The organism is Halalkalibaculum sp. DA384 (assembly GCF_043951955.1).
Classification (GTDB): domain Bacteria; phylum Bacteroidota; class Rhodothermia; order Balneolales; family Balneolaceae; genus JAMQKA01.
On sequence record NZ_JBINJE010000043.1, the window covers coordinates 1 to 26,624 of the forward strand.

General features: G+C 51.2%; 16 protein-coding genes. 14 read left to right on the forward strand and 2 right to left on the reverse strand.

What is annotated here, in order from left to right; genetic code table 11:
- Nucleotides 1-615 precede the first annotated feature (615 nt).
- Together rsmB and ACG2E4_RS16615 are read left to right on the forward strand one after the other, a co-directional pair.
- Nucleotides 616-1,941 (forward strand): 16S rRNA (cytosine(967)-C(5))-methyltransferase RsmB, encoded by a 1,326-nt coding sequence (gene rsmB / locus ACG2E4_RS16610; protein ID WP_395277266.1) that lies wholly within the window; start codon nucleotides 616-618, stop codon nucleotides 1,939-1,941.
- A 166-nt stretch (nucleotides 1,942-2,107) separates the two neighbouring features.
- Nucleotides 2,108-4,795, forward strand: a complete 2,688-nt coding sequence (locus ACG2E4_RS16615) for a valine--tRNA ligase (RefSeq protein WP_395277267.1) — start codon at nucleotides 2,108-2,110, stop codon at nucleotides 4,793-4,795.
- A gap of 89 nt (nucleotides 4,796-4,884) precedes the next feature.
- Here the strand turns inward: ACG2E4_RS16615 and ACG2E4_RS16620 are convergent, their stop codons facing one another.
- Nucleotides 4,885-6,465 carry a sulfatase gene (locus ACG2E4_RS16620; protein ID WP_395277268.1) on the reverse strand — a complete coding sequence of 527 codons (1,581 nt, stop codon included), beginning with the start codon at nucleotides 6,463-6,465 and terminating at the stop codon, nucleotides 4,885-4,887.
- 604 nt (nucleotides 6,466-7,069) lie between these two features.
- Between ACG2E4_RS16620 and ACG2E4_RS16625 the strand changes: the two genes are divergently transcribed.
- The 9 genes from ACG2E4_RS16625 (at nucleotide 7,070) to ACG2E4_RS16665 (ending at nucleotide 20,710) form a co-directional block, all read left to right on the forward strand.
- Complete coding sequence (locus tag ACG2E4_RS16625) at nucleotides 7,070-9,331, forward strand: ATP-dependent helicase (protein WP_395277269.1); 2,262 nt, start codon at nucleotides 7,070-7,072, stop codon at nucleotides 9,329-9,331.
- A 152-nt stretch (nucleotides 9,332-9,483) separates the two neighbouring features.
- Nucleotides 9,484-10,944, forward strand: coding sequence for a DUF5723 family protein (locus ACG2E4_RS16630; RefSeq protein WP_395277270.1), 1,461 nt, complete (start codon nucleotides 9,484-9,486; stop codon nucleotides 10,942-10,944).
- Between the two features lie 175 nt (nucleotides 10,945-11,119).
- A complete protein-coding gene (gene lon / locus ACG2E4_RS16635; protein WP_395277271.1) occupies nucleotides 11,120-13,660 on the forward strand; it encodes an endopeptidase La in 2,541 nt (846 codons plus the stop codon).
- Nucleotides 13,661-13,842: 182 nt separating this feature from the next.
- Entirely contained in the window at nucleotides 13,843-14,778 is a 936-nt protein-coding gene (gene rsgA / locus ACG2E4_RS16640) for a ribosome small subunit-dependent GTPase A (RefSeq protein WP_395277272.1), read from the forward strand.
- Nucleotides 14,779-15,020: 242 nt separating this feature from the next.
- A complete protein-coding gene (locus tag ACG2E4_RS16645; RefSeq protein ID WP_395277273.1) occupies nucleotides 15,021-16,142 on the forward strand; it encodes a DUF6588 family protein in 1,122 nt (373 codons plus the stop codon).
- Nucleotides 16,143-16,391: 249 nt separating this feature from the next.
- A complete protein-coding gene (locus tag ACG2E4_RS16650) occupies nucleotides 16,392-18,959 on the forward strand; it encodes a family 20 glycosylhydrolase (RefSeq protein ID WP_395277274.1) in 2,568 nt (855 codons plus the stop codon).
- A 33-nt stretch (nucleotides 18,960-18,992) separates the two neighbouring features.
- Entirely contained in the window at nucleotides 18,993-19,271 is a 279-nt protein-coding gene (locus tag ACG2E4_RS16655; RefSeq protein ID WP_395277275.1) for a SelT/SelW/SelH family protein, read from the forward strand.
- A gap of 153 nt (nucleotides 19,272-19,424) precedes the next feature.
- Nucleotides 19,425-20,228 carry a DUF1080 domain-containing protein gene (locus ACG2E4_RS16660; RefSeq protein WP_395277276.1) on the forward strand — a complete coding sequence of 268 codons (804 nt, stop codon included), beginning with the start codon at nucleotides 19,425-19,427 and terminating at the stop codon, nucleotides 20,226-20,228.
- A gap of 113 nt (nucleotides 20,229-20,341) precedes the next feature.
- Nucleotides 20,342-20,710 (forward strand): acyl-CoA thioesterase, encoded by a 369-nt coding sequence (locus ACG2E4_RS16665; protein WP_395262203.1) that lies wholly within the window; start codon nucleotides 20,342-20,344, stop codon nucleotides 20,708-20,710.
- 65 nt (nucleotides 20,711-20,775) lie between these two features.
- On the opposite strand, the gene ACG2E4_RS16670 is transcribed toward ACG2E4_RS16665, so the two are convergent.
- On the reverse strand, nucleotides 20,776-23,814 hold the full coding sequence (locus ACG2E4_RS16670; RefSeq protein WP_395277277.1) for a peptidase S9: 3,039 nt from the start codon (nucleotides 23,812-23,814) through the stop codon (nucleotides 20,776-20,778).
- 176 nt (nucleotides 23,815-23,990) lie between these two features.
- On the opposite strand from ACG2E4_RS16670, the gene ACG2E4_RS16675 reads away from it, so the two are divergent.
- From ACG2E4_RS16675 to galE, 3 genes are all read left to right on the forward strand, one after another.
- Nucleotides 23,991-24,356, forward strand: coding sequence for a taurine dioxygenase (locus ACG2E4_RS16675; RefSeq protein ID WP_395277278.1), 366 nt, complete (start codon nucleotides 23,991-23,993; stop codon nucleotides 24,354-24,356).
- Nucleotides 24,357-24,453: 97 nt separating this feature from the next.
- Nucleotides 24,454-25,197: a monofunctional biosynthetic peptidoglycan transglycosylase gene (mtgA, locus tag ACG2E4_RS16680; protein ID WP_395277279.1), complete on the forward strand. Its 744-nt coding sequence runs from the start codon at nucleotides 24,454-24,456 to the stop codon at nucleotides 25,195-25,197.
- Nucleotides 25,198-25,361: 164 nt separating this feature from the next.
- A complete protein-coding gene (gene galE / locus ACG2E4_RS16685; protein ID WP_395277280.1) occupies nucleotides 25,362-26,387 on the forward strand; it encodes a UDP-glucose 4-epimerase GalE in 1,026 nt (341 codons plus the stop codon).
- The last annotated feature ends 237 nt before the right edge of the window (nucleotides 26,388-26,624 follow it).

Below are 26,624 nucleotides of genomic sequence, written 5' to 3' on the forward strand. Positions count from 1 at the left end.
AAACATGAGGTGCTCACTGTACACCTGTACTATTCCGCGGTCATGTTTCCTTCGCCTCGTGCACAACCAAATTTCTTGGTGAATAATCCGGGTTAACGGGAGTACAACTCCTCCCTCAGAACGAGGAACTGATGGTTTTGCAGAGCCCTCTACTATTCCCCATTACAACTGACAACAGTTGCTGCCTGCCAGCAGGACACGGCCATTTTTCCCTAAACAATACGAGGTAGAAATTCGGGCTGAGGAGTTCGTTTCCCAGACATTAGTCTCGTAGTCAATAAAGTCCTGTAATTGCGGAATCTCCCCGTTTAATATTCGAATAAATGATAGCCTGCCAGGGTTCTCCTGCGGGGTGCCTTCCCAACTGCTGTATACAACAGCTCTTTCAGGCCGTTGCCCACAGTATGGCATCCCTGGAATATCGATCACAATTCATGTCATATCAATTAGCAACTCCACCCACAATGCTGTATTTTCGTCTGTTATATTTTTTAGGACAGACTCAACACGAAAACTGAGCTGTTTCAACATCAATGGCTGCAGGTATTGCGGAACCAGAACGTCGGCAGTACTCTTTATTGATGTAAAAAGTTAACCTCTAAATCAGCGATTATCTTGGAAACTGAAGCAACTGCACGATCTGTCAGCGTAGATATTTTAAACGAATTTGATGAGACCAATTACCTGGATTATACCCGGGCCAATGACCTCGACCAGCGCGACCGTGCCGAAGTGCGTGAATATGTGCAAAACATTTTGCGGCGGCGTTCCTATCTCGACTTTTTGATCAGTCAATTTGCCAATGTCAGTCTGGAGGAGATGAAGACGAGCCTGAAAAACATCCTCAGGCTGGGTGTCTACGACATGGTGTTTATGGACAGCACCCCGGATTATGCCGCTATTAATGAGTCGGTTGAAATTGCAAAATATTCGCTCGGTTCGCGTACAGGCGACCTCGTAAACGCCATCTTGCGGAACCTGCAGCGGGATAAGGAGAAAGATGACCTTCCCAAACCCAACTTCAAGGATCGTACCAAGCTGATCGCAACTACATTTTCTCACCCGGAGTGGATGGTCAAACGCTGGGTTAACCGGTTTGGTGAGCGCGAGGCCTTTCAGCTGATGCAGGCCAACAATAAACCGCCTGTTCACTATGTCCGCGTTAATACGCTCAGGACCAAAGCTGAATACTTTAAGCTGCGAATGGAAAAAAATGATGTCTCTTTTACCGAGAGCAACTGGCTGCCCGGCTATTTCCGTGTAGACAGTGTTGCCCCTTTTATCAACAAGGGATGGATTTCCAAAGGGTTTTGCTGGATCCAGGATGTTGCAGCCGGTTTCGCCCCCACCATTCTGAACCCCGGCCCCGATGAATCGATCTATGATTTTTGCGCGGCTCCCGGTACCAAGTCGGTGCTTCTCTCCAGCATTATGGGCGGCGAAGGGGAGATACTGGCGGTTGATATCTCCTCGGAACGACTGGAGAAACTGGCTCAAAACGCGCTCGATTTCCAGGCCGAAAACATCAAAATACGGCGTGCCGACGTGCGCGAGCTTGACCTGCCGGAAACAGACGGAATCCTGCTTGACGCTCCCTGCACCGGAACGGGCGTATTGAGCAAACGGGCTGACCTGCGCTGGCGGCGCGACCTGGAGGGCCTTGAGAATGCCGTACAACTGCAGGAAGAGCTGCTCGATGCCTCAGCCAGAATGGTAAAGCCGGGCGGGCGGCTCGTATACAGCACATGCTCGATTGAGGAGGAAGAAAACTGGGGTCAGGTTACCAACTTCCTTGAAAAACATGAAAATTTTGAACTTGACAGCCTGGACGGGTACTTGCCGGACGAGGTCCTGATCCAGGATGCGATGGCCTACCAAACGTTCCCCCACAAACATCACTGCGACGGACATTTTGGCGTACGACTGCGACGAGTTGATTAACAGCGGACCACAGATTTTCACGGGATACCAACATCAGTGTAAATCTGTGGCACTGCTTACACCCCACCCCGCTTTTTATTATTTTCCGGCTTTGAACGTATGGACAAATGTACCGGTCTCAACCGGTTTTCAGCGTAAACCCGAAACCTGAAAAACAGAACTAATTTTGAGTAGATCACCAGCAGAACTAAACATTCCCAAACAGTACGATCCTTCAAAAGCGGAGGACAAATGGTACAGCTACTGGAATGATTCCGGTTTTTTTCACTCCGAACCGGATGAACGCGAATCCTACACCATTGTCATTCCCCCGCCCAACGTCACGGGTGTACTCCATATGGGCCACATGCTTAACAATACCATCCAGGATGTGCTGGTTCGCCGGGCCCGCATGCAGGGCTATAACGCCTGCTGGGTGCCGGGTACGGATCACGCCTCCATCGCCACCGAAGCAAAAGTCGTCAACAAGTTGCGGGAAGAAGGCATCACCAAGGCGGACCTAACGCGCGAAGAGTTTTTGGAACACGCGTGGGACTGGACCCATGAACACGGCGGAATTATCCTGGAACAGCTCAAAAAGCTCGGGGCTTCCTGCGACTGGGAGCGCACCCGGTTCACCCTGGAGGATGATCTGTACGAATCGGTCATCGACTGCTTTATTGAACTCTACGAACGCGGCTACATCTATCGCGGAAAGCGGATGATCAACTGGGACCCGGAAGCCCAGACCGCCCTTTCTGACGAGGAGGTCATCCACCGGGAGCAACAGTCAAAACTGTATCACGTTCGCTACGATATTGTTGGCGAAGATGCGAGTGTCGTCATCGCAACGACCCGGCCCGAAACGATCCTGGCAGACACCGCGGTCTGCGTAAATCCCGATGACCCGCGATACCAGTCCCTGATTGGGAAAAAAGCGATTATCCCGATCGTAGAGCGCGAAGTCCCGATCATCGCCGATGAATACGTCGACCCCGAATACGGGAGCGGCTGCCTGAAGATCACCCCCGCCCACGACGAAAACGACTACCAGATCGGGCTGAAACATGAGCTGGAAATTATTGACATGCTGAACAGCGACGGCACGCTTGCCGAAGAGGCACAGTTTTATGTGGGGCAGGACCGGTTTGAAGCGCGGGACAGCATTCTCGAAGATCTGAAACAGCAGGAACGGGTGGTCAAGGTTGAAGAAATCAGTAACAAGGTTGGATACTCCGAGCGAACGGATGCCGTCATTGAGCCCCGTCTTTCCCTGCAATGGTTTTGCAGCATGGAGAAAATGGCAAAACCCGCGCTCGAAAATGTAATGAACGATGAAATTCAGTTTCACCCGGCCAAATTCAAGAATTCCTACCGCCACTGGATGGAAAACATCCGCGACTGGTGCATATCGCGCCAGCTCTGGTGGGGTCAGCGGATTCCGGCCTGGTACTATGGAGAAGGCGCCGAAGAATACGTGATCGCCAAAACGAAAGACGAAGCGGTTGAAAAAGCGCGAAAAAAATCGGGGACAAATCTGAACAGCGATGATCTTGAGCAGGATGAGGATGTGCTCGATACCTGGTTCTCCTCCTGGCTCTGGCCGATTACCGTCTTTGACGGCATTCGGAATCCCGATAACGAAGAAATCAACTATTACTACCCGACCAACGACCTGGTCACCGCCCCGGAGATCATGTTTTTCTGGGTGGCCCGGATGATCATGTCGGGGTATGAATTTCGCGGAGAGAAGCCGTTCAGCAATGTATATTATACCGGAATCGTGCGCGACAGCCAGCGCCGGAAAATGTCCAAATCGCTCGGCAATTCCCCCGATCCGCTGGACCTGATCGACCAGTACGGGGCCGACGGCGTACGTGTGGGAATGCTGTTCTCCTCTCCCGCCGGCAACGACCTGCTGTTTGAAGAGAGCCTCTGCGAGCAGGGACGCAACTTTGCCAATAAGATATGGAACGCATTCCGCTTCCTGGCAATGAATGTGAAGGAGAATACCGAGTACGGTGCGGAACTCGAAATTGACGAAGAAAACCTCGCAGACCGCTGGATGCTGGCGAAAGTACACAACACCATCCGGGAGGTTGAGAAGGATTTTGAAACGTTCCGCATCAACGAAGCGCTCAAAAAAATATACTCGCTGATCTGGGATGACTTCTGCGACTGGTACATTGAGCTTATCAAGGCAGATGAGGCCGGGGCGAAAATTCCGGCCGACAGGCTGGCCCGCGGGCTCAATTTCTTTGAGATCCTGCTGAAGCTGCTGCACCCGTTTATGCCGTTCCTGACAGAGGAGATATGGCAGCGAATGCGCGAGCGTGCCAACGACGAGGCGATCATCGTTGCCCCGTGGCCGGAAGCGGATGAAACCCTTATCGGGGAACGTGATATTGCCCTGTTTACAACGATCCAGCAGATGGTCTCTGCCATCCGCAATATCCGGGCCGAATTCAACGTGCCGATGCGCGCGGATATCGACCTGAGGATTAAAGCCCGAAACGAAAAACTGGCAACCCAGCTACAGCAGAATGAATGGATTTTTCGTAAACTGCAGGATATCGGATCGTTTGACGTAACCACCGACCTGCAGCAGCCGCAAGCCTCGGCCTCTTCGGTGGTGGAAGGCTCCGAAATTTTTGTTCCGCTGGAGGGATTGATCGATCTCGACAAAGAGCGACAGCGTATTGAGAAGGAGATCGACCGGCTGGAAGGCTTCCTGAAGTCCGTCAATGGAAAACTGGGTAATGAACAGTTTGTTGAAAACGCCCCTGATGATGTGGTACAGCGTGAGCGTGACAAAAAGGAGGACACGGAGACCAACCTCGAGAAACTTCGCGGTATTTTGGAGGAACTGAGTTAGAGGCAACAGCGCTTCACAGGGTCTCACAATTTCTACCCTGGACCTCTCTCTGTGGCATTCCGCGCCAGTAAATTCAATAGACGCTGCGCTCAGAAGTCAAAATTGTACTCCCCGCGCTCCTTGAATCCCGGGAAATTCCGCATCGGGCTGTACCGGGGATAGCTTTCAAAAATATCGTATCCATACACCCTGGGATCATTCTGAACTTTCAAAAGGCTATCCAGCTTCGCTTCAAGCCGGTTCTGCACTGATCGATATTCCGCTTTTCCCGCCAAATTATTCAAGCAGGCCGGATCTTTGGTAATGTTGTATAACTCTTTGGAGGGTCGTTTTTCAAACGCTAACTGAAACAGTCTTTTGACGGCCGGCCTGTCCCGGTTGTCCAACATCCACGCTTTTGTGGGAGAACCGTCAATATCCGCATAACCCCGGCCAAAAGACTTAAAATCACCCGCCGTCAAATCCGCCCTGTTTTCCGGCCGCGGATCTCCTGCCGGCCAGCGTTCCGGCTTTAAATTCCGGATAAACAGGTAATCCTGCGTCCTGATTGAGCGGGAAGGGTATCCCAGGTTCTCCGGCCGGGCGTGCGTGTGACGTTCTCGGCCGGTCAGGACCGCCGATCGCTTCTTGTTTACAACTTCTTCATCCTGAGACATGAGGAGGGGCAGCAGGCTTCTGCCAGTCACTTGCTCAGGAATATCAGCACCGGCAACGTCCAGGAAGGTCGGGAAAAAATCGATTGAGCTGACCAGGTCGTCTACGATTCTACCTTCCCCAATCTTCTCCGGCCAGCGGATCGCCAGCGGCACGTGGGTGCCGTATTCATACAGGTTAGCCTTGGCCCGGGGGAACGGCATGCCGTTGTCCGAAGTCACCACCACAAGCGTGTTCTCCAGTTCTCCATTCTTCTCCAGCAAGTTTATCATATGTCCCAGTTGCTGGTCAAACCATTCAATCTCCACGTAATAATCCAACAGATCACTCCGAATTTCCGGCGTGTCCGGAAGAAAGGCCGGGACTTCAATATTTTGCGGATCTTTGCCTGATTTTATGCCTGAATTTTCTTCATAGACCCGATGGGGCTCATATGTCCCAACCCAAAAGAAAAATGGCCTCCTTTGGTCTCTGCCTTCGTAAAAATCCCGGAAATTAGCAGCATAATCCAAATTACTAACGGAAGAGACAGGCTTCTCACTCAACTCTTGATCACTATATTCCACACCCGCCGGATTACGGTCCCAACCGTTGTACTTCCAGTTCCCGGGCCCCCATCCCTTGCCGGTATACCCTATCTCGTAGCCCGCCTGCTCAAGAAGGTCGGGGAAAACGCGAAATTTTTGCGGAAAATTACTCGCATGTGTCCCCGCTTCCTCCAGCTGCCATATATTTCTGCCGGTCAGTATAGCTGCCCTGTTCGGACTGCATTGTGGCGCTGCGGCGAACGCATTATTAAACAAAACTCCTTCCCTCGCAATGCGATCAAAAGCGGGCGTTGCAATCTCTTTTGCACCATAAATGCCGGCATGAGGCCAAGATTGATCATCTGAAATTACGAATAGAATATTGGGCGGAGTATCGAGCGATCCATTCTGCCCGTAACACTGAACAGGATGAAGTGCATACAGCCCACTCAAAAGTACACAAACGACTATTCTTTTATATTTTTCCACAGGTAATCCCCTTTTATCTGCAAATTTCCTTTTAATTTATGGCGGGGCTTTAAAATCCTCAATTCCCCGTTCTGAGTTTACTTCCGTTTAAAAGGTCAACAAAGTCGGTGGTACAACCCCTCTCCACAATATAATAGAGCCTGCAAGGTCCCTTATAAACAATAATATAGCAAGGGATGAATCTATTTTCCGAAAACATACCAATTGAACATCTCAATTTAATCACATGGCGTAAACGGTATATCTATTTTGAATCTTTGGTAACATGATACGATTTTCTGAATTTTTTGCATGGTAAATGTTTTTTAAAACTACCCATATTTCGTAGGTTTGGGTTTGGAAAAAGTTATTTCTGGTCTCCTGTTTTAGGTTGTCGCGATAGTTTCAGCTGTAGTTCTCAATATCCACTGGTACTGCACAACTTTTACTCTACATACCATCAGCCATTACATTGAAACTCTATTCGAATCTATCGCAGTGATACCATGCGGAGGACAAAAGATAAACCGCAATACTCACGCTACATCCTGAAATGGTAATTGAGAAGGATCGCTGAATAACTGCAATACACGGTAAAGAAATCAGTTGTAAATAAAACTATACGATGCCCCAAGAACCCGATTTCATAAAGGATTTAAACAAGCAACAGCAGCAGGCAGTCAAAAAAGCTGACGGTCCCCTGCTGATCGTGGCCGGCGCCGGCAGCGGAAAAACGCGCGTGCTCACCTATCGCATAGCGTATCTTATCCACCAGCAAAAAGCCGAACCCGATGAAATTCTTGCGCTCACCTTTACCAACAAGGCCGCCCGGGAGATGAAGGACCGCATCATCGATCTGATCGGGGATCCCGCACGTCGGCTGTGGATGGGAACGTTTCACTCGGTGTTTTCAAAAATACTGCGCTATGAGGCCGATAAAATCGGTTTCGGCTCCAACTACTCGATCTATGATACCGACGATTCCCAGAACCTGATCAAGCAGATTATCCGGGAGCTGAACTATGACCCGAAAGAGATTCAGCCGCGCACCATCCATCGGCGTATCAGCGATTCCAAAAATGAGCTCATCCATCCGGACCATTACAAGGAGAAGTTCGTGCACAGCACCCTCGATGATATCACCGCGCGGGTCTACGAGATCTACGTAAACCGGCTGAAGCAAAACAATGCAATGGATTTTGACGACCTGCTGATCAAGCCGATTGAGCTTTTTGCCGCCCATCCCGACGTGCTCGAGAAATACCAGGACCGCTACCGCTATATCATGATCGACGAGTACCAGGATACCAACCACGCCCAATACAAGGTAACCCGGATGCTGGCCGACAAACACGAAAATATCTGCGTGGTCGGCGACGATGCCCAGAGTATTTACTCGTTCCGCGGGGCCGATATCTCCAACATCCTTAATTTCAAGAAGGATTATGAGGAGGCCCTGGAGGTTCCGCTCGAGCAAAATTACCGCTCCACCAAGTATATCCTGCAGGCGGCCGATTCGATCATCAAAAACAACGACAAACAGCTGGACAAAACGCTGTGGACCGACAACGAGGAGGGCAGCACCATCACGCTGCTGGAGAATTACGATGAGCGGGACGAAGCCAACCGCGTGGCGGGATATATTCATGAGCTAAAACAGCGTCACAGCTACAAAAACAACGACTTTGCCATCCTCTACCGCACGAACTACCAAAGCCGGGTGTTTGAGGAAACTTTGAGGCGCAAAGGTATTGCCTACCAGCTGGTGGGCGGACTCTCCTTCTACCAGCGCAAGGAGGTCAAGGATGTGCTGGCCTATCTCACCATGCTGATCAATCCCGATGACGACACGAACCTGCTGCGGATTATTAACGAGCCTTCGCGTGGTATCGGCAACAAGTCGCTGCACCAGTTGACCTCGGAGGCCCGCAGCCAGAACAGGTCACTCTGGGATGTCCTTACCAACGTTGAGGAGGTCGACATCTACGGTCCGGCAGAAAACAGCGTAAAAGATTTTGTCTCGATGATCCGCAGCCTGAAACAGGATATCGAACAGGGTGAATCACTGGTCAAAGTCACTAAAAAGCTGCTTGAAAAATCGGGCTATATGAAAAACCTGGTGGAGGAAAATTCTCCGAAATCGATGACCCGCCGTGAAAATATCCTGGAACTGCAAAATGCGATATCGTTTTATGAAAAAGGCACTAATAATCCTTCTCTGGCCAACTTCCTGCAGGAGATCAGCCTGATCACGGATACCGACAAATATGACGAGGAAAAGCCGGCCGTTACCATGATGACGGTACACGCCGCCAAGGGTCTGGAATTCCCGGTGGTATTCGTGGTGGGACTGGAGGAAGACCTGTTTCCCGTGGGCAGCCGCAACAATGAGGAGGTCGATATCGAGGAAGAGCGCCGCCTCTTTTATGTGGCGATTACCCGGGCCGAAAAGAAGCTGTTTTTCAGTCACTGCAGAAGCCGGTACAAGTACGGTGAAGAGAAGTCGATGATGCGCTCCCGCTTCCTGGATGAAGTTGACCCCGGCGTGGTACGAACTGAAACCGGCTCCAGTATCACCCAGTTCAAAAATCGCTTCAGTGATGACGCCACCAACGGCAACAACTGGGATCAATCCGTAGAATATGACTGGAAAAAACCGCACTACTCCAAAAACAACCGGAAATCCGGCGGGACAAAAATACACTATGACGGGGATGACGTTGACCGTTTCCAGGTGGGAGCCAAAGTAGTACACAATGTATTTGGTCCCGGCAAAATAATCAGTCGTACCGGGAATGGAGAACGGACCAAAGTTGTCGTATTTTTCAAAGACCGGGGGCGTAAAACGTTGATGCTCCGGGCCGCCAAGATGAAGGTTGTAGGCTGATACCCGGCTTCTGCCGGGGTAACAGATCCTTAATTTCTTTCAGAAGGATATTGAATTTGAAATCGCTTTTCAGACCTGTTTTCGTACTTTTGTGCCTTCTTTGTGTTGAGACCGCCCTGTCGCAGCCGGTTCTGACTCCACAAAATATATCTATGGGTGGAGGCGGTACTGCGTATCTTACGGGGTACGAAGCTGCCTTCATCAATCCTGCAAACCTTGCCGTTCCCGACAAGAGCACCCGCTTCAGTATTGGAATAGGCACCGCCGCCGGATTTTTTGCCCCGGTAATGTCTGTCGGCAGCACAAGTCGGCAGTTCCAGGCGTACAAAAACTACCTGGATGCTCACCAGCCGGAAGCCACGGCCATTACCGCTTCCGAAAAGCAGTTGATTCTGGATCGCAACTATCCCAAAGGGCGATCCCGTTCCGAGCACCAGCACCGAATGGACCTGATACTGGGGGGCGTACAATGGCGGCAGGGAGACCGTGCTTTTTCATTAACCGCCCGCACAAGATTTTCAACCCGGACGGAAGTGGGGCGGGGCTGGTACGATGAAACCTTTGAAGATCTGGACAGCTCCACCAGTGTGCGTGACGTGAGCCTTTTCCAGCAAAGCCAGTTCCTGCATGAATTCTCATTCGGGTACGGACAAACGTTTGATTTCGTATCAGGCCTGATTCCCCGGGTGGGCAAGCTTTACATAGGGATTGCCCCCAAATTTATTCTCGGTGGCTCCTACCTCGACCTCCAATATGATTCCCGCTACTGGTTTACGGATGAGATGGACCAACCCCTGTTTACCCGGTCGTTCAGCTATCGGTCGACCGGCAATTTTTCCGGGGCCACCCGCCACTATACGGCCAATGGTGATCCGTCAGCGGCTGTTCAGCGGCATTTCCCCTCCTCCTTTCAACAGGATTTCAGCGACTATACGACTCCGACAGGGATGGGAGGCGGGCTCGACTTTGGCCTTGTATATGTACTTACGCTGGGAGATGACCTTTCGCTTGCACACTCCGGAAATACACAGCCGATCGAAAAATCACTTCGGCTGGGCTTTTCGGTCACCGACCTCGGGTTTGTCTCCTATAACGAAAACCCGCGCTCCCTGGACCATGCCCGGGACACTACCCTCACCCCTTTTGCTGCTGCCTCCGGCCAGAAGTATGAAGGGTCACCGGGACAGTATCTCTCCTTTTTTGACGAGGTCCCCGATTTAAATCCTTTCCAATTCAACCAGGTCGGGAGATCTGACGACTCCCCGGAACGCCCGTTTAAAGCTGTACTTCCGACCTCCTTCAACGCCGGAATGTTGCTCCAGGTAAACCGGCTTAAGCTCGCGGCCGACCTCACGCTGGGTCTCAACGACTCGGCCTTCAACAACACCAAATTAATTGCCCATTTCGGCATGGAGTTCGCCCCGGTAAAACCGGTGCCGATTCGCCTGGGAGCCCAGGTAGCCACCGATTCACCGACCCTGTGGAGTTTGGGCACGGGAATCGTGATGAAACACTGGGAGCTCTCGGCCGGAGCGCAGTTCCTTTCGCCCAGAGGATCTCCCGCTCTGAACCTCAGCGGTGCGGCGGTCGGGGGACTCACCTTCCATTTTTAAGATGCCGGCCCGCCCCTTTCATGTCCAACTGTCACACATTCTGTCGATATTTGTTATTTTGCCATAAAGATTGAGTAGATTATGACTAATTGGTAGACAATGGACGGCTGGCGTTCTATTTGCAGCTCATGTAAAAGAGAATCAAAAAAATTTATTCTTAACACTAAAATCCGTTATGATAGATAAAAAAGATATTGACTGGGAACGGCTTGAAGATTCTGAAGAGGGTTTTGAGGATTTTGAACAAGCGATTCCCCTGATGTCAGAAGAGGAAGAGAGGAAGTTAACCGACTTTGATGTTCCGGAAACTCTTCCCATCCTTCCGTTGAAAAATACGGTTCTTTTTCCGGGGGTGGTGGTCCCCATAACAGTGGGGCGAGACAAATCCCTGGAACTGGTCAAGGATGCCTATGAGAGCGATAAAATTATTGGTGTTGTAGCCCAAAAGGAGGAAGAGGAAGAAAACCCGGCTGCCAGTGATTTATATCATGTGGGAACCGTCGCCCAGATTCTGAAGCTGATAAAGATGCCCGATGGAAGCAAAAGTATTGTAATTCAGGGCAAAACCACCTTCAGTATCAGCAACTTCATTCAATCGGAGCCCTATTTCCGGGCCGAAGTGGAGGAGTTCGGCCAGCAGATGGATATTCAGGGGGTAGAGCTGGACGCCTCGATGCGCTCGGTCAAGGAAACCGCGAGCAAGATTGTGAACCTTTCTCCCAATATCCCTTCGGAGGCCTCCATCGCTATTAATAATATCAGCAGTCCCACGTTCCTGCTGAATTTTATCTCCTCCAACCTGAATGTCTCCACCGGGGAAAAACAGGAAGTGCTGGAGATCAAAAAGTTCTCTCAGCGCATGGAAAAGGTTATGGAGTTTCTGAACAAGGAGCTCCAGGTGCTCAACCTGAGTGAAGAGATCCGCACCAAGGTGAAATCGGATATTGATGAACAGCAGCGCGACTTCTACCTGCGCCAGCAGATGAAGGCGATACAGGAGGCGCTGGGCGAAGACAGTGAGCAGCAGGAGATTGAAAAACTCCGACAGCAACTGAAGGAGAAAAACCTTCCCGACGAGGCTGTTGAAACCGCTGAAAAAGAACTTCAGCGCCTGGAGCGCACTCCCAACTCTTCACCGAATTACGGCATCATCCACAGTTACATCGAATGGATACTGGACCTGCCGTGGAATGAGTATTCGGATGACAACCTGGATCTTAAGCATGCACGCGAGGTGCTCGACGAAGACCACTACGGTCTTGAAAAGGTAAAGAAGCGCATCATCGAATACCTGGCCGTACTGAAGCTCAAGAAAGATATGAAGGCGCCGATCCTCTGCTTCTACGGACCTCCGGGCGTAGGCAAGACCTCGCTGGGCAAGTCGATTGCCCGGGCGCTGAACAGAAAATTTGAACGGTTCAGCCTGGGCGGCATTCATGACGAGGCTGAAATTCGGGGGCATCGCCGTACCTACATCGGGGCGCTGCCGGGACGCATTATCCGCTCTATGAAAAAGGCGGGCAAGAGCAACCCGGTTATGATGCTCGATGAAATTGACAAGGTGGGATCCGACTACCGGGGCGACCCCACTTCGGCCCTGCTTGAGGTGCTCGATCCCGAACAGAACGACTCGTTTGCCGACAACTACCTGGAGCTGGAATATGACCTGTCAAAAGTCCTGTTTATCGCCACGGCAAACTCGCTGGAGACCATCCCGGCCCCGTTGCGTGATCGCATGGAGATCATCAACATCAGCGGGTATACGCAGGAGGAGAAATCCGAGATCGCCAAGCAGCACCTGATACCCAAGCAGATCACCGAAAACGGACTTACGGAGGATCAGATTAAAATAACACACCAGGGACTGCAAAAAATAATTGACGAGTACACGCGAGAGTCCGGAGTGCGGACCCTTGAACGTCAAATCGGGTCGGTTTGCCGCGGTGTAGCCGCTAAAATTGCGACCGGCCAGGACAAGAAATTCAAGGTGGGGGTCAACGAAGTGGAAGAATACCTCGGCAAGCGGAAGTATTTCTCCGAAGTTGCCGAACGAACGACGGTGCCCGGCGTGGCAACCGGCCTGGCATGGACTCCCTATGGAGGCGATATCCTCTTTATTGAGGCCAGCGTCTCAAAAGGAACCGGCAAGCTGCATATTACCGGTCAGCTGGGCGATGTGATGAAAGAGTCGGCCATGCTGGCGATGTCGTACCTGCGGGCCCATTCCGAGGAGCTCGGTATCCCGGAAGAGGCGTTTAAGTACTGGGATCTTCACATCCACGTGCCCAAAGGCGCGGTTCCGAAGGACGGCCCATCCGCCGGAGTCTCCATCTTTTCCGCCGTAGCCTCCATTTTTACGCAGCGGAAAGTCAAAGGCACACTCGCCATGACCGGTGAAATCACCCTGCGCGGGCTGGTGTTGCCGGTAGGCGGAATCAAAGAAAAAGTGCTTGCCGCCAAGCGATCAGGTATCAAAAAGGTACTGCTCCCGAAGAAAAATGAGAAGGATGTGGCCGAAATTGAAGAGGATGTGATCGGGAACCTGGAAGTGCAGTACCTCGAGCGTATGGATCCCCTGCTGGATATTGTCCTCGAGGATGAGTCCGTCATGGATCCCATGGAGCGATTCAAGGTTTCCGACGAATATAAATCCCGAAATGGAGCAAGCCAGGCGGCCAAAGACTCCACACAGGAAACTGTCATTATGGAACAATAGCGCTCCTGTCCCTATCCCCTGAAACCTGCCGGGTTGCCAACACCTGGCAGGTTTTCTTTTTTAAGAGCAGGCGGCCTATTTGCACGGCAATAATTTCGTGTCCCAGTACATCGCACAAGTTAACTGTTTCATTATTACCGCTGCATCGATATTTTCATGCTGAATCCAACAAACCAGAACGAATGGCTAAACAGGGACGAGTCGTACAATCAACAGGCAGCTGGTACGAAGTTGCCGTGGAGGAGAATGAAGGCCACAGCATCGTCAAGTGTCGACTGCCGGGGCGTTTCCGCCTGGAGAATTACAGTGTGAACAACCCGGTGGCCGTGGGCGACCTGGTGGAGATCTCGATCAACCAGGACGACACCGGGAGCATTGAAAAAATCCATGATCGCCAAAACTATATTATCCGTAAATCGACTCACAACAAGCAGGGAGAACAGATCCTGGCGGCGAATGTAGACCGCGCTTTTGTAGTGCAGTCTATTCGTAAGCCCCGGCTAAAACAGGGATTTATTGATCGGTTTCTGGTAACCTGCGAGGCCTACCAGGTCTTACCCTGCATCATCATTAACAAGATGGACCTGGCAAGAGAGAACGAGCTGCAGTACGCGGCCGACCTTGTCGACCTTTACCGCTCTATCGGGTATGATATCATACCAGCGAGTATCCACGACGAGGAATCCCTGTCGGAAATCAAGGAGGTGCTCAAGGGGAAAACCTCCGTTTTTATTGGACACTCGGGGGTGGGTAAAACCTCGATCATCAACAAGATAGATCCACATATCCAGCGCCCTACAGCTGATGTATCCGACTATTCGGAGAAAGGTATTCACACCACAACATTTGCCAAGCTGCTTCCGCTCAATTTTGGAGGCTATCTTGTGGATACTCCCGGCATCAAGGAGTTCGGGCTGGTCAATATTGACCCCTGGGAGCTCTCGCTCTTTTTCCCCGAAATGCTGGAAGCCCGCCGGCATTGCAAATTCAACAACTGTACCCACAGCCATGAGCCGGGATGCGGTGTAATCGGCGCATTCGAAGAAGGTGATATCAGCCCGGAACGGTATGAATCGTACCTCAACATCCTGGAATCGCTCGAAGAACAGCAGGGATGAGGAAAAAGCGACGGCGGAGAGGGAATGATGAATGTAGAATCAAGAATAACGAACCCCGTCCCGTGGACCCGGGATGAGGAGTGCGGTCTTTCCCCTTGTGGCTATAATAGTCCCCTGACTAACCAATAACTGCACTAGAGAGTCTACAACTAATTAGTTACTATATATCCCCTTTGCAGGGATGGTTATTACCTGGTTTAATTTTGTATCATCTAACAAACACATAAAATAAATATCACGCAATGAAGCTATTACAATCTTTATTAAAGGGATTACTGCTTTTCACCCTGTTGAGCATCATATCTGTACCCTCATTTGCCCAGATCGAGGACGTTGGCCCCATCTTGCAATCTGGCAAAGAGGATGCGAACACCCTGGTTAAGTCCTACCTGAAGCCGTTTGGCTCAGGATTTGGTGCGGGACTCAATACCGGGTGGACCAATACTGCCAAAACGCACAATACGCTTGGGTTTGACCTGACTGTGAGTTCGGGACTTGCCATTGTTCCGGATACCGACCTCTCATTTGATGTAAACGACCTCAACCTGCAACAGCTGGAAGTCAAGAGCACCTCCTCTGTAGCCCCCACTATCAACGGACCCGAACAGCCTGGAGCTACACTCGCGGCCTATGAAGATGTGGACGGAAACGGCGTGGAAGAAGAACTCTTTTCATTTGACATGCCGCAGGGGACCGGCTTTGAATATGTTCCTGCCCCGATGATAAAAGCGGGAGTGGGCTTGATCAAAAATACCGACGTTATGGTCCGTTTCGTCCCGGAATATGATATTCCTGAAGTGGGTGGCTCTTTTAAACTGTTCGGAGTTGGAGTCAAGCACGATGTAAAGCAGTGGTTACCGGGTGGCAACCTGATCCCCGTTGATATTTCTGTCATGTACGGGTATACCACGATGGACCTGAACTCGGAACTGGAACTGTTGCCGGAAGATGTCATCCAGGATCAAAATAACACCGAGAATCCCTATGCAGCATCAACGTGGCAGGGGCAAAATGCCGCACTCACATCCGATGCGTGGACCATCAACGCCCTGGTCGGTAAAACGCTGCCGGTAATATCGGTTTACGGTGGTGTAGGCTACGAGGCCTCCACCCTGTCGATTAAAACAGCCGGCTCATATCCCACCGTGGTACCCAACACAGCGTACCAAGACGATCCGAACAACAATGAGCCCATGACTGTCGAAGCAGTTGATGAACCGATTGACGTGGAGATTGACGGTAAAAACGGCTTCCGCGCCCTTGCCGGTTTCCGGTTGCGGTTTGCGATCTTTCACATCTCCGGCTCCTACACCCTTGCCAATTATTCCAGCTACAACCTGGGGGTCGGGATTAGCTTTAGATAATCCGGCTTGCAAGATAAAACGACTATGGGGAGCCGAAGATGGCTCCCTTTTTTGTTACCTGCAATTTGAGCTTGCAGTCGCAATTGCTATTTTTGTCATCATTAACGGCCAGGAATTGGTATTGCATGGTACTGCCAATGCCTGTGCATGCAGCACACCGGCGTATCTGACCGGCGGTTCCGCTCCCATTTATTTTATCATCACAATGCAACCTCATCAATCTTTTAAAATTTCATTGGCAAACCACCTATGAGACGAACCGTGACCCTTTTAGTTATGCTGGCAGTTGGACTTGCCAGTCCCGTTTACAGTCAATCCGGCGGCGGATTCCATCCCTCCTCCCTGGAGGTAACCTGGCAGCTGGTCGATAACCACTACCAGGATCGAGCACAATTTCTCTCGGTGCTCACGCTCAAAAACGAGGGAGACCATGCCATTCCACCGGGCGGCTGGAGCATCTACCTGAACAATATGTCAGGAACCGACCAAACGGGGAATGTTGAGATAGAGCATATCAACGGCGACCTGAGCCGTTTGACGCCCACCTCTTCATTCGGTGGACTTGAACCCGGTGATTCCCTGGAGGTGGATATCGTAGCAGGCGGGTCCGCTTTGAATATATCCGATGCCCCGATCGGTCTGTACTGGGTCTGGGATGCCGATCCCAGGCGGGGAATCCCGGTTGATCAGTACAGCGTAAAATCGCCGGGAAACCAGGAGGCGCTCGACCGGGGACCACAGGACGAGGTACCTGTGGCCACACCGGCAACGGTGTATAGTTGGAACAGCACAATACGCGATATCGATACACAATGGCTGCCCCGCGTATTCCCCACACCGGCTAGCTACCAAGCGTCCGAAGGGAGCTTTACCCTCGGGCCCGGCGTACCGGTTCAGTACGATCCAATGTTCAGGAATGAAGCACAATATCTTTCTGCAGAACTTAAAAAAGTGTTCGGGATACGGGCACCCCTAACAACCGAAAACATCGATGGAAAGAAGATTATCCTGCAGCAGGGGGATACCGGGCCGGAAGGGTACGAACTCTCCATATCTCCCGAACAGGTCACGATTTCAGCCTCCCGGCCGGCCGGTATTTTTTACGGGATTCAGTCGCTTAAAACGGCCTTGCCCCCCTCCTCCTGGTCGGCCACCAAACAGTCGATTGACGTACCGGCGCTCCAGGTCAGCGATGCCCCTCGTTTCGGTCACCGGGCGTTTATGCAGGATGTATCACGAAATTTTCGGACCAAGGAGCAAATCCTCAAGACGCTGGACCTGATGTCGCTATACAAGCTCAACGTCTTCCATTTTCATTTCAACGATGATGAGGGATGGCGCATTGAAATTCCGGGGCTGCCGGAACTCACCACGGTGGGCGGGCAACGGGGACACACCCTCGACAACCATGAGCGCCTTCAGCCTTCGTACGGTTCGGGACCCCACCCCTCCTACCCCGGAAGCGGCTTCTACAGTACCGAAGATTTTATCGATATCCTGGACTATGCTGCAGAACGCCATATCAAAGTGATTCCGGAAATTGAGACTCCCGGCCATGCCCGGGCTGCTATCAAGGCGATGGACGCCCGCTACCGCCGCCTGATGGCGGAAGGCAAAGCGGATGAAGCAAGGAAATTCCTGTTGCGCGATCTCGACGACACATCGGAGTACCGCTCGGTACAGGGATGGGACGACAACGTGATCGACGTGGGCCTGCCCTCTACGTACCGGTTCCTTGCCAAAGTAATTGACGAGCTACAGGCGATGTATGAACAGGCCGGCGCTCCGCTGGATCGCATCCATATGGGAGGAGACGAAGTTCCCTCCGGTGCATGGGAACAGTCTCCGGCCGCCCAGCAGTTGATTGCCGAACATCCCGACCTGCAATCCACCGGCGATCTGTGGGGCTATTTTTTCCGCCGGGTCAACGATATGCTGCAGGAGCGTGGATTGTCGCTGTACGGGTGGGAAGAGATCGGCATGAAAGATGCGCTTTGGGGTGGAGAAACCCATTCGGTGGGCGATGAGGCGTTCGCCGAAGAGGATGTCCAGGTGGATGTCTGGAATAATGTGATCGGCTCCGGAGATGAAGACCTGGCCTATCGACTTGCCAATGCGGGATACAAGGTGGTGCTTTCCGGTGTATCCAATTTTTATTTTGACCTGGCCTATCAGAAAGCATTTCCAGAACCGGGACTCTACTGGGGTGGCTTCAACAGCCTGGAAAAACCGTTCTCCTTCATCCCATACAACTACTATAAAAATGCTGAGCAGGATGTTATGGGTCGGCCGTTGACAGAATCACATTTTGATGATATGGTGCGCCTAACAAAAGAGGGTCGTTCCAATATTGTGGGTATACAGAGTCTGCTATGGGGTGAAAAACTGATCGACGGGGAGCGACAGGAATATATGCTTCTTCCCAAGCTCCTTGCCATGGCGCAACGGGCGTGGGCCCCTCAGCCTGCATGGGCCAGGGGTAATTGGTCGGCAGAAAACCGGGAGCAGTACCAGCAGGCGTGGTCTGAATTTCTGAATATCATCTCCAAACAGCAGCTACCCCGGCTCGACCACTATGCCGGCGGGTTTAACTACCGCATACCCACTCCGGGTGCCATACTTCGCAACGGCAGGCTCGCGGCCAATGTCCAGCTTCCCGGCTTTACCATCCGCTACACGATGGACGGTTCGAAACCCACCACCCGGAGTACACGGTATATCAAACCAATGGCTGTATCTGAGAATGCCAATATTCGCCTGAGGGTGTTTAACCTCAACGGGCGGGGCGGCAGAACAATAACCGTGAGCGGTCGGTAATAATGGTGAGTGAACTTTTAAAAGGACAATCAATTGAAACCTCGTATTGAAATTGAATACTGCACTCAGTGTCGCTGGCTGCCGCGTGCCTGCTGGATGGCCCAGGAGTTGCTGACCACTTTTGAAGCCGAACTCGGAGGTGTTACCCTTGTTCCGGGGTCCGGGGGAACCTTTGAAGTGCGGTTGGAAAACAATATCATCTTTTCACGTTCAGAAAAAGGACGATTCCCCGAATCCAAGGAGCTGAAACAGTTGATCAGGGATCATATAGCACCCGGTAAAGACCTGGGTCATAGCGACAGCGGTCAATAATTTTTACCAACTGCCGTGCTTGCGGTTTAACCACTTTCTATTGACATTTCAGCTCTTATTGGGAGCAACGAAATATGGTGGACACCGGGTCGTTCTACCCGCCTTTCACCACCTGAATACGACGAATTTAATCCATCAAATATGGACAACCACATGTATAGTATAACCAGATACGTAATAGCTTTTTTATTTTTCGGGATGATATTTTCCTCAACTCTCCACGCTCAACAACCCGGTTCAGCCGAAGCGGACGGGGAATGGATTCAGCTATTCAACGGGAAAAACCTGGACGGGTGGACCCCAAAATTTACCGGTAGCGAGGCGGGGGTAAATTATAATAATACCTTCCGTGTGGAAGATGGAATCCTGACGGTCTCCTACGACAACTGGGATTCCTTTGACGGAGAATTTGGGCATCTCTTCTATGAAAAGTCATTCTCCAACTACCGCCTCCGGGTTGAATATCGTTTTGTGGGAGAACAGGTTACCGACGGTCCCGGATGGGCTTTCCGAAACAACGGGCTTATGATTCACGGGCAGCGCCCGGAGGATATGCGGGTTGACCAGGAGTTCCCCGTTTCGGTTGAAATTCAACTGCTCGGCGGTAACGGAACCGACCCGCGCACCACCGCCAATATCTGCACCCCGGGAACCAACGTGGTCATTGACGGGGAACTGGTGACACAGCACTGCATCACCTCCAGCTCGGAGACCTATCACGGAGACCAGTGGGTCACCGCCGAGGTGGTTGTACGGGGAAACAATATCAAACACTACATCAACGGCAACCTTGTGTTCGACTACAACGATCCGCAGCTTGATCCCAACGACCGGGATGCCAGGGAGATCCTGCAACAGGTGGATTCAAAAATTCTGACGGGCGGTACCATCTCTATCCAGGCCGAAAGCCACCCTACGCAGTTCCGGAAAATAGAAATTATGCCGCTGGCTGATTAGCAAAGCGGCTGCCGTGCCCCGAATCAATCTTTATACAGAGTTCAAATAGGGGGGGTACCTTGTGCAAATCATCCGGAACATCTAACTATTGACGAATACTACCAGAATCCATCATGAAATTTTACAGTCGCAAACTCATCAAACCGCAAGACCTGAACGCCAACGGCACCCTTTTCGGGGGGGCTCTTTTGGCATGGATCGACGAGGAAGCCGCTATCTACGTTACCTGTCAGCTCGACAAGGGAAACGTGGTAACCAAGTACATGTCGGAAATCAATTTTGTGAGCTCGGCCAAAGTCGGGGATGTCGTCGAAATCGGCATGGAGACCGTTAAATTCGGCACCTCTTCCATTACGGTGCGCTGCGAGGTGCGAAACAAATTCAATAAAAAGACGATTATCAAGATCGATACCATCGTCTTTGTCAACCTTGACGAGAACGGCCGGCCCACGCCTCACAAAGTAACTGAACCCGCCAACTAGATTTCAAAGCCAGTGAACAGGATTACAGTGTAAGTCCTTGTTCACTGGCTGAATAAAGTCAATATTTACCAACCGGGAGAGATGGCAAATCCAACATACCCTGACTTGTTCGGTCGTTGAAACGGGATTGCATAATAGATTTCAGCTATCAGGTAGCCCAGTATATTGACCCGCGCACTCAGCCCGGTGCTGAATACCGGGGCGCGTTCATTGGTGCTGCCACTGGTCCATTTCAGATCGCTGAACCTGAACGGTTCATTCGCTGTCCAGGCGTAGCCCGCATCAAAAAAGGTAGACAAGGTCGTGGGAACAGTCCGCGACCGGAACAAGGCCAGCTGCTCGGCTCCCAGTACCGGGATCCTGAATTCCACGTTGGCGACCGCCATGCGACTTCCCGACAATCGGTTTAACACTGCACATCCCTCTTCCCGGGTGCGACCACACTCAGAGGGAGTAAATGAGCTGGTGTTGTATCCCCGCATCAGGGTTTCATATCCTATAAAATTTGGGGAGAGCTGCTCTTCAGCATTGGCCCCCTGGAAGTAGCGGCCGGAATGTAGTCCCCGAAATGCAAGTGTAAAGGGACGCATGTACACATACCGGCGATAGTCTGCCAGCGCGTTGAGATAACTGAAATCTCCAGTTGTGGGCTCCACCTCGAAGCGGAGGCGGTGCCCGCGAATCGGGCCGGTAAAGGCGCTGATAGAGTTATCTTCCACATAGGCGGCTGACATGTTATACAGGTTGAGTGGAGATGGTGAACTCAAACTTTCCCTCGTTCTGTCTATCGGTTGTCCCAACGGGTTATACAAGGTTTCCTGCAGCTCCAGATCATACCAGATATGAGTCCAGCCGGCTGAAAACTCCAGCCGCTGCGTCTTGGAAAAAGGATACATCCCGAGCAGGGAAATTCTATCCTGGAATATTCTCCGGTTCAGGCGCTGCACCACCGCAACCTCCTGACCCGTTTCCAGCGTATCCGAAGTGACTCCGGCAGCGGAAGTGCGATAGGGCTGGTGGCTTACAGAGGCCCCGTAGATAAACCGGTTGTCCTGGTTTAGGTAGGATACCTGTCCCCCTATATCCTTGATCCGGCCCTGGGCCCTGACACTTGCAATGAGCTGATGCTGATTCAGCATATCGCTGAACTGCATCGTAACCCCGCCGGCTGCTCCCACGCCCAGCTGGCTCGACACCCCGACGCCCCCGCCAATACCGCCGCCAATGCCGGTAATCTTGAGTTTTGGAGTGTAGTCCCTGGTCCTGAATGAATCCGCGGAGGGGACATTGATATAGGGCTCCCTGAAATATGAACTGGTAATTTCATTACCGGTCAAGCCAACCGGGGGCAGATCATTGGCATCGGCCAGCTGGTCCTCAACCGTCAGTACCTGCGTTCCGATCGTCTCTACTTCAGGAATACGGTAGACACTATAATTTGAGGCCTCAAAAACCGAAACCATCACATCGCCTGACGTACCGGCTACCGTTAACGCGGGTGAAAGGGCGCTGATACCGGAAATACCGGTGTTTACACTGGTCAGCTGGTACCGCTGGGCGGCTTCAAAATCGTATCGATACAGGTTGCTAATACCGCGGTAGTCGGAGATATAGTAGAGCGAGGTCCCATCCGGGCCAAACTGCGGGTTGATATGTTTGGCATCGGGAAACTCCGGCAGTAAATCTATATCCCCTGTCTCCAGATCGTACATCCCTATCCGTGTTTTTCCAAACGTAAGCTTGTCGAAGTCGGTACCCGGGCCGCGATCGGTAACAAATGCAAGCTGAGAACCGTCAGGCGACCAGGTGGGTTGTAAATCGGAGTAGCGGTCGCGGGTGAGATTTTGAAGAGACTCCTCTTCCATATTGTAAACATACAGGTCGGTATATCCTCCATCAGCACCAGAAAAAGCGATTTTCTCGCCATCGGGAGACCATGAAGGATTGGTTATGGCGTCCACTGCACCGAATTTCAGGGTTTGAACAGTGTTCCCCGTTTCCACGTCAATAATAATAATCTGGTTATCCCCCTCCGCAAAAACAACAGCCGCAAATTGCTCTCCATCCGGAGACCAGGTACCGGCCGATTCAATAAATCGGAGCGCGTTCAGGTGTGGATTGGTAACGGTGCTGGTAAGACTCCGGATAATCTCCCCGGTTTCGGCATCCGCCACGAAAAGCTCTACTGAAAACAGGCTTTTTTCCGAAATAAATGCTACATATTCGCCGTTGGGACTCAACGACGGCCCCGCATTAATCGTCCCGGTATCTTTTGATTTGCCGAGTATTTTTGTGCCTACCTCGGAGGGATCATCGTGTTGCCGCACTGTTTCAGCATATTTTTCCCTGACCGAATGCTGCCAGAGGGTAGAAAGCGAATCCATCGAAATATTCAACGTACTTTCGATTCCCTGTCTGAGTCCTTTCTGGGCACTGTTTACATACAGGGGTGACACGACTTTATCGCCCCATTCACCGGTAATATATGCCCATACAGAATGGCCAAACCTGTAGGGAAAATAGCGCTGGCTGTTGCCGAGCTGCCGTATCGTGGGGAGTGTATCCTGGCGGACTGCATCCCGGAGCCACATCCCGGTATGGGTGCTTTCAGGTCCAATGGAGGCGTACTCTGCCATCCCCTCGATAAACCAGAGCGGCAGCTGGCTGGTCGCCCGAATTCCCCCTATTTTGTCGGTCGTTCGGGCGATATCGTACTGAAATGCGTGTACGAGTTCGTGGCCCAGCACATGGTTGGTACTCTGGTTGGCCTCTGCAAACGGCATAATCACCCGGTTTCGGAGTCCCTCGGTGACCCCGCCGGTGCCCACGCCCACGCTGGGTACCACATCATTTTGTTGGAAATCGGCGTGATTGGCATAAATGATGAGGGGATTCCTGGTTTTAAACCTGTGGCCCAGCAACTCTGTGTGGCGTTGATACCATCGTTCCGAGAGCCGGCCCAGGTCTTTGATCGCCCGCTCCTCCTGCGGGTAATGATAAATATCGAAATGAGATGTCTGTAGAATCTGGAAGTTGAAATCCTCATATTGTACCTTGTTGCGTCCGAAATACTGGGCTTCGACTTCCGGTACAGAAAAAAACAAAAGAAGTGTTACTGTTAAAAATACTTTAAAGACAGCCGTATATTGACTGGGAAAATTCATAAAAACCTTCCTGAATAATTGACCTTATGAATTCATTACTTCAATAACAACATAGTCTTGAGCGTTCCACAGTACATCACCGACATTTAAAATTTCAATCTAAATACTGACAAAAATTGAGCAGGAAAGATCGTACATACATTGATCGAGAGCTAATTGCAGGGCTGGTTTATAACGAAGAGGCCTATATCAAGGAGTTTGCAGATGCCAGTGAAGATTCGTTCACGGAGTTTAAAACCAATTACCGGAAATATCTTCTTAAACGGGACGAGACCAACTTCAGGAAGGCGGGGCATAAAATAAAACCGGTAGCCCAGATGCTGGAGATTGACGAGATCGTTGAGGAATATGAGCACGCCAAAACCCTATTATGGGACGAAAAGCCGGTTGAGAAGCTTGAGCAGTCGGTCGAAAAAATTGAAGGTATCTGTAATGAGATTATTCGGGAGTTGAAACAGATACAGGAAAATCCATCCGGATAGCATACCGATCCCTTGCTACAGCAGCTGTAGATATGACTGTCAATAATGGAAACCCAAGATCTGTGAGAGGTTATGCCCGCAACAAAATTCCGTACTTATGAATCACGGCGTAAATCCTGATACGTCCAGCAGGAGCGTGGCGAAATTGCTGGTAAAGGGGATCCTTTCTGTTATCTCACTGGTGATTTTGGTGTCGGCCACCCTGGTTGTGCCGTTGCGGTGGATCAATCCCCCGACCTCATCATATATGATTCAGCAAAAGTACAGCCTGCAAAACAGCTCCGGTGAGGCGATTCCGATCAGGCATAAATGGGTGGACTGGGACCAGATCTCGGACTATGCTAAAGTGGCGGCGATCACCTCCGAAGACCAGCGCTTCCCCGAGCACAACGGGTTCGATTTTGAAGCCATTAAAAAAGCCTGGCAGGAGAGTCAGCGGGGCGACGACCTGCGCGGCGCCAGCACTATTACCCAGCAGGTGGCAAAAAACCTGTATCTCTGGCAGGGCCGTTCCTACCTGCGGAAGGGAATAGAAGCCTATTTTACTGGTCTGATCGAACTGTTCTGGTCAAAGAAACGCATCCTGGAGATCTATCTGAATATTGCTGAATTCGGTCCCGGTATTTTTGGAGTTGAAGCAGCTGCCCGTACCTACTTCAACAGCTCAGCCGCCGATCTCAACATGCCGGAAAGTGCGTTGTTGATGACTGCCCTGCCCAGTCCCAAAAGATATGATCTGCACAACCCATCCCCGTATATGATCGAGCGGCGGAACTGGATTCTGCGTTATATGCACCTGCTGGGAAATACGGTGTATCTCGATCGGCTGGACAACGGGTAGCGGAGGAAACGGATTCCTGGTGCCCCGGTATCCCAAAATGGGATTTGAATCGTGGGCTGCGAATATTAAGTTTGACTTCACTTGTGGAGCTTTTTCCCATTTTAAATTGCAACACGGAGTCCGGGCGAACACAAACCTGATTTATAACCATTAACGATTTTCTCATGAACACAATTTTGGTAACCGGCGGAGCAGGATATATAGGCAGTCATACCACCGTTGAACTGCTGGAGGACAACTATGAGGTGATCGTGGTGGACAACCTCTCCAACAGTAAAAAAGAAGCCCTCCGCCGCGTTGAGGAGATTACCGGTAAAACGCTTACTTTTTACGAAGCGGATCTGCTGGACAAGGAAAAAATGGATCACATTTTTTCTGATCACCAGATCGACGCCGTAATCCACTTTGCCGGGTACAAGGCCGTGGGAGAGTCTGTGCAAAAGCCGTTAACCTATTATCACAACAATGTTACCGGCACGATATACCTATGCGAGATCATGGAAAAGCACGGTGTCAAGCACATTGTATTCAGCTCATCGGCGACGGTATACGGAGATCCCCATAAAGTACCTATAACGGAGGACTTTCCCCTTTCCACGACCAATCCCTATGGGCGGACAAAACTGTTTATCGAGGAGATCCTGCGCGATCTCAACACTGCGGATGAAACATGGAACATAGCACTGTTGCGTTATTTCAACCCGGTAGGTGCCCACGAAAGCGGGCGTATTGGTGAAGATCCCAACGATATTCCCAACAACCTGATGCCTTACATCAGCCAGGTGGCAGTAGGAAAGCTGGAAAAGCTCTCGGTGTTTGGGGATGACTATCCAACTCGCGACGGTACCGGGGTTCGCGATTACATTCACGTGGTAGATCTCGCACTCGGTCACCTTAAAGCGCTTGAAAAGCTGGATACCCGTCCCGGCCTGGTTACTTATAACCTGGGCACCGGACAGGGATACAGCGTGCTGGAGATGATCCGGGCGTTTCAAGAGGCTTCCGGCCGGGATATTCCCTATGAAATCACCGATCGCCGGCCGGGCGATATTGCCGAATGCTATGCCGATCCCACCAAAGCGGAAGAAGAGCTGGGCTGGACGGCCACACGCGATATCAACGACATGTGCAAAGATACCTGGCGCTGGCAGTCTCAAAATCCCGATGGATATGATGCTAACCCGCAATAGACAACTTTACTTCTATTTTGCTCCCACCCCCTCAGGAATAAAAAAATTACCCACCGTCGATCAAATCCAGGTTTCCGTGAATTGGTATGCCTGGTGTTTCATTATTTGTGGACTGATAATTCGTTATTTGTTTGAACCAATACCAATAACTAGGGCATCCTCATAACCATATTAATTCATTGGTTACCAATGAATTAGAGTATTTTTAATGACAATTGCATGCAGGGAATTTCCCTT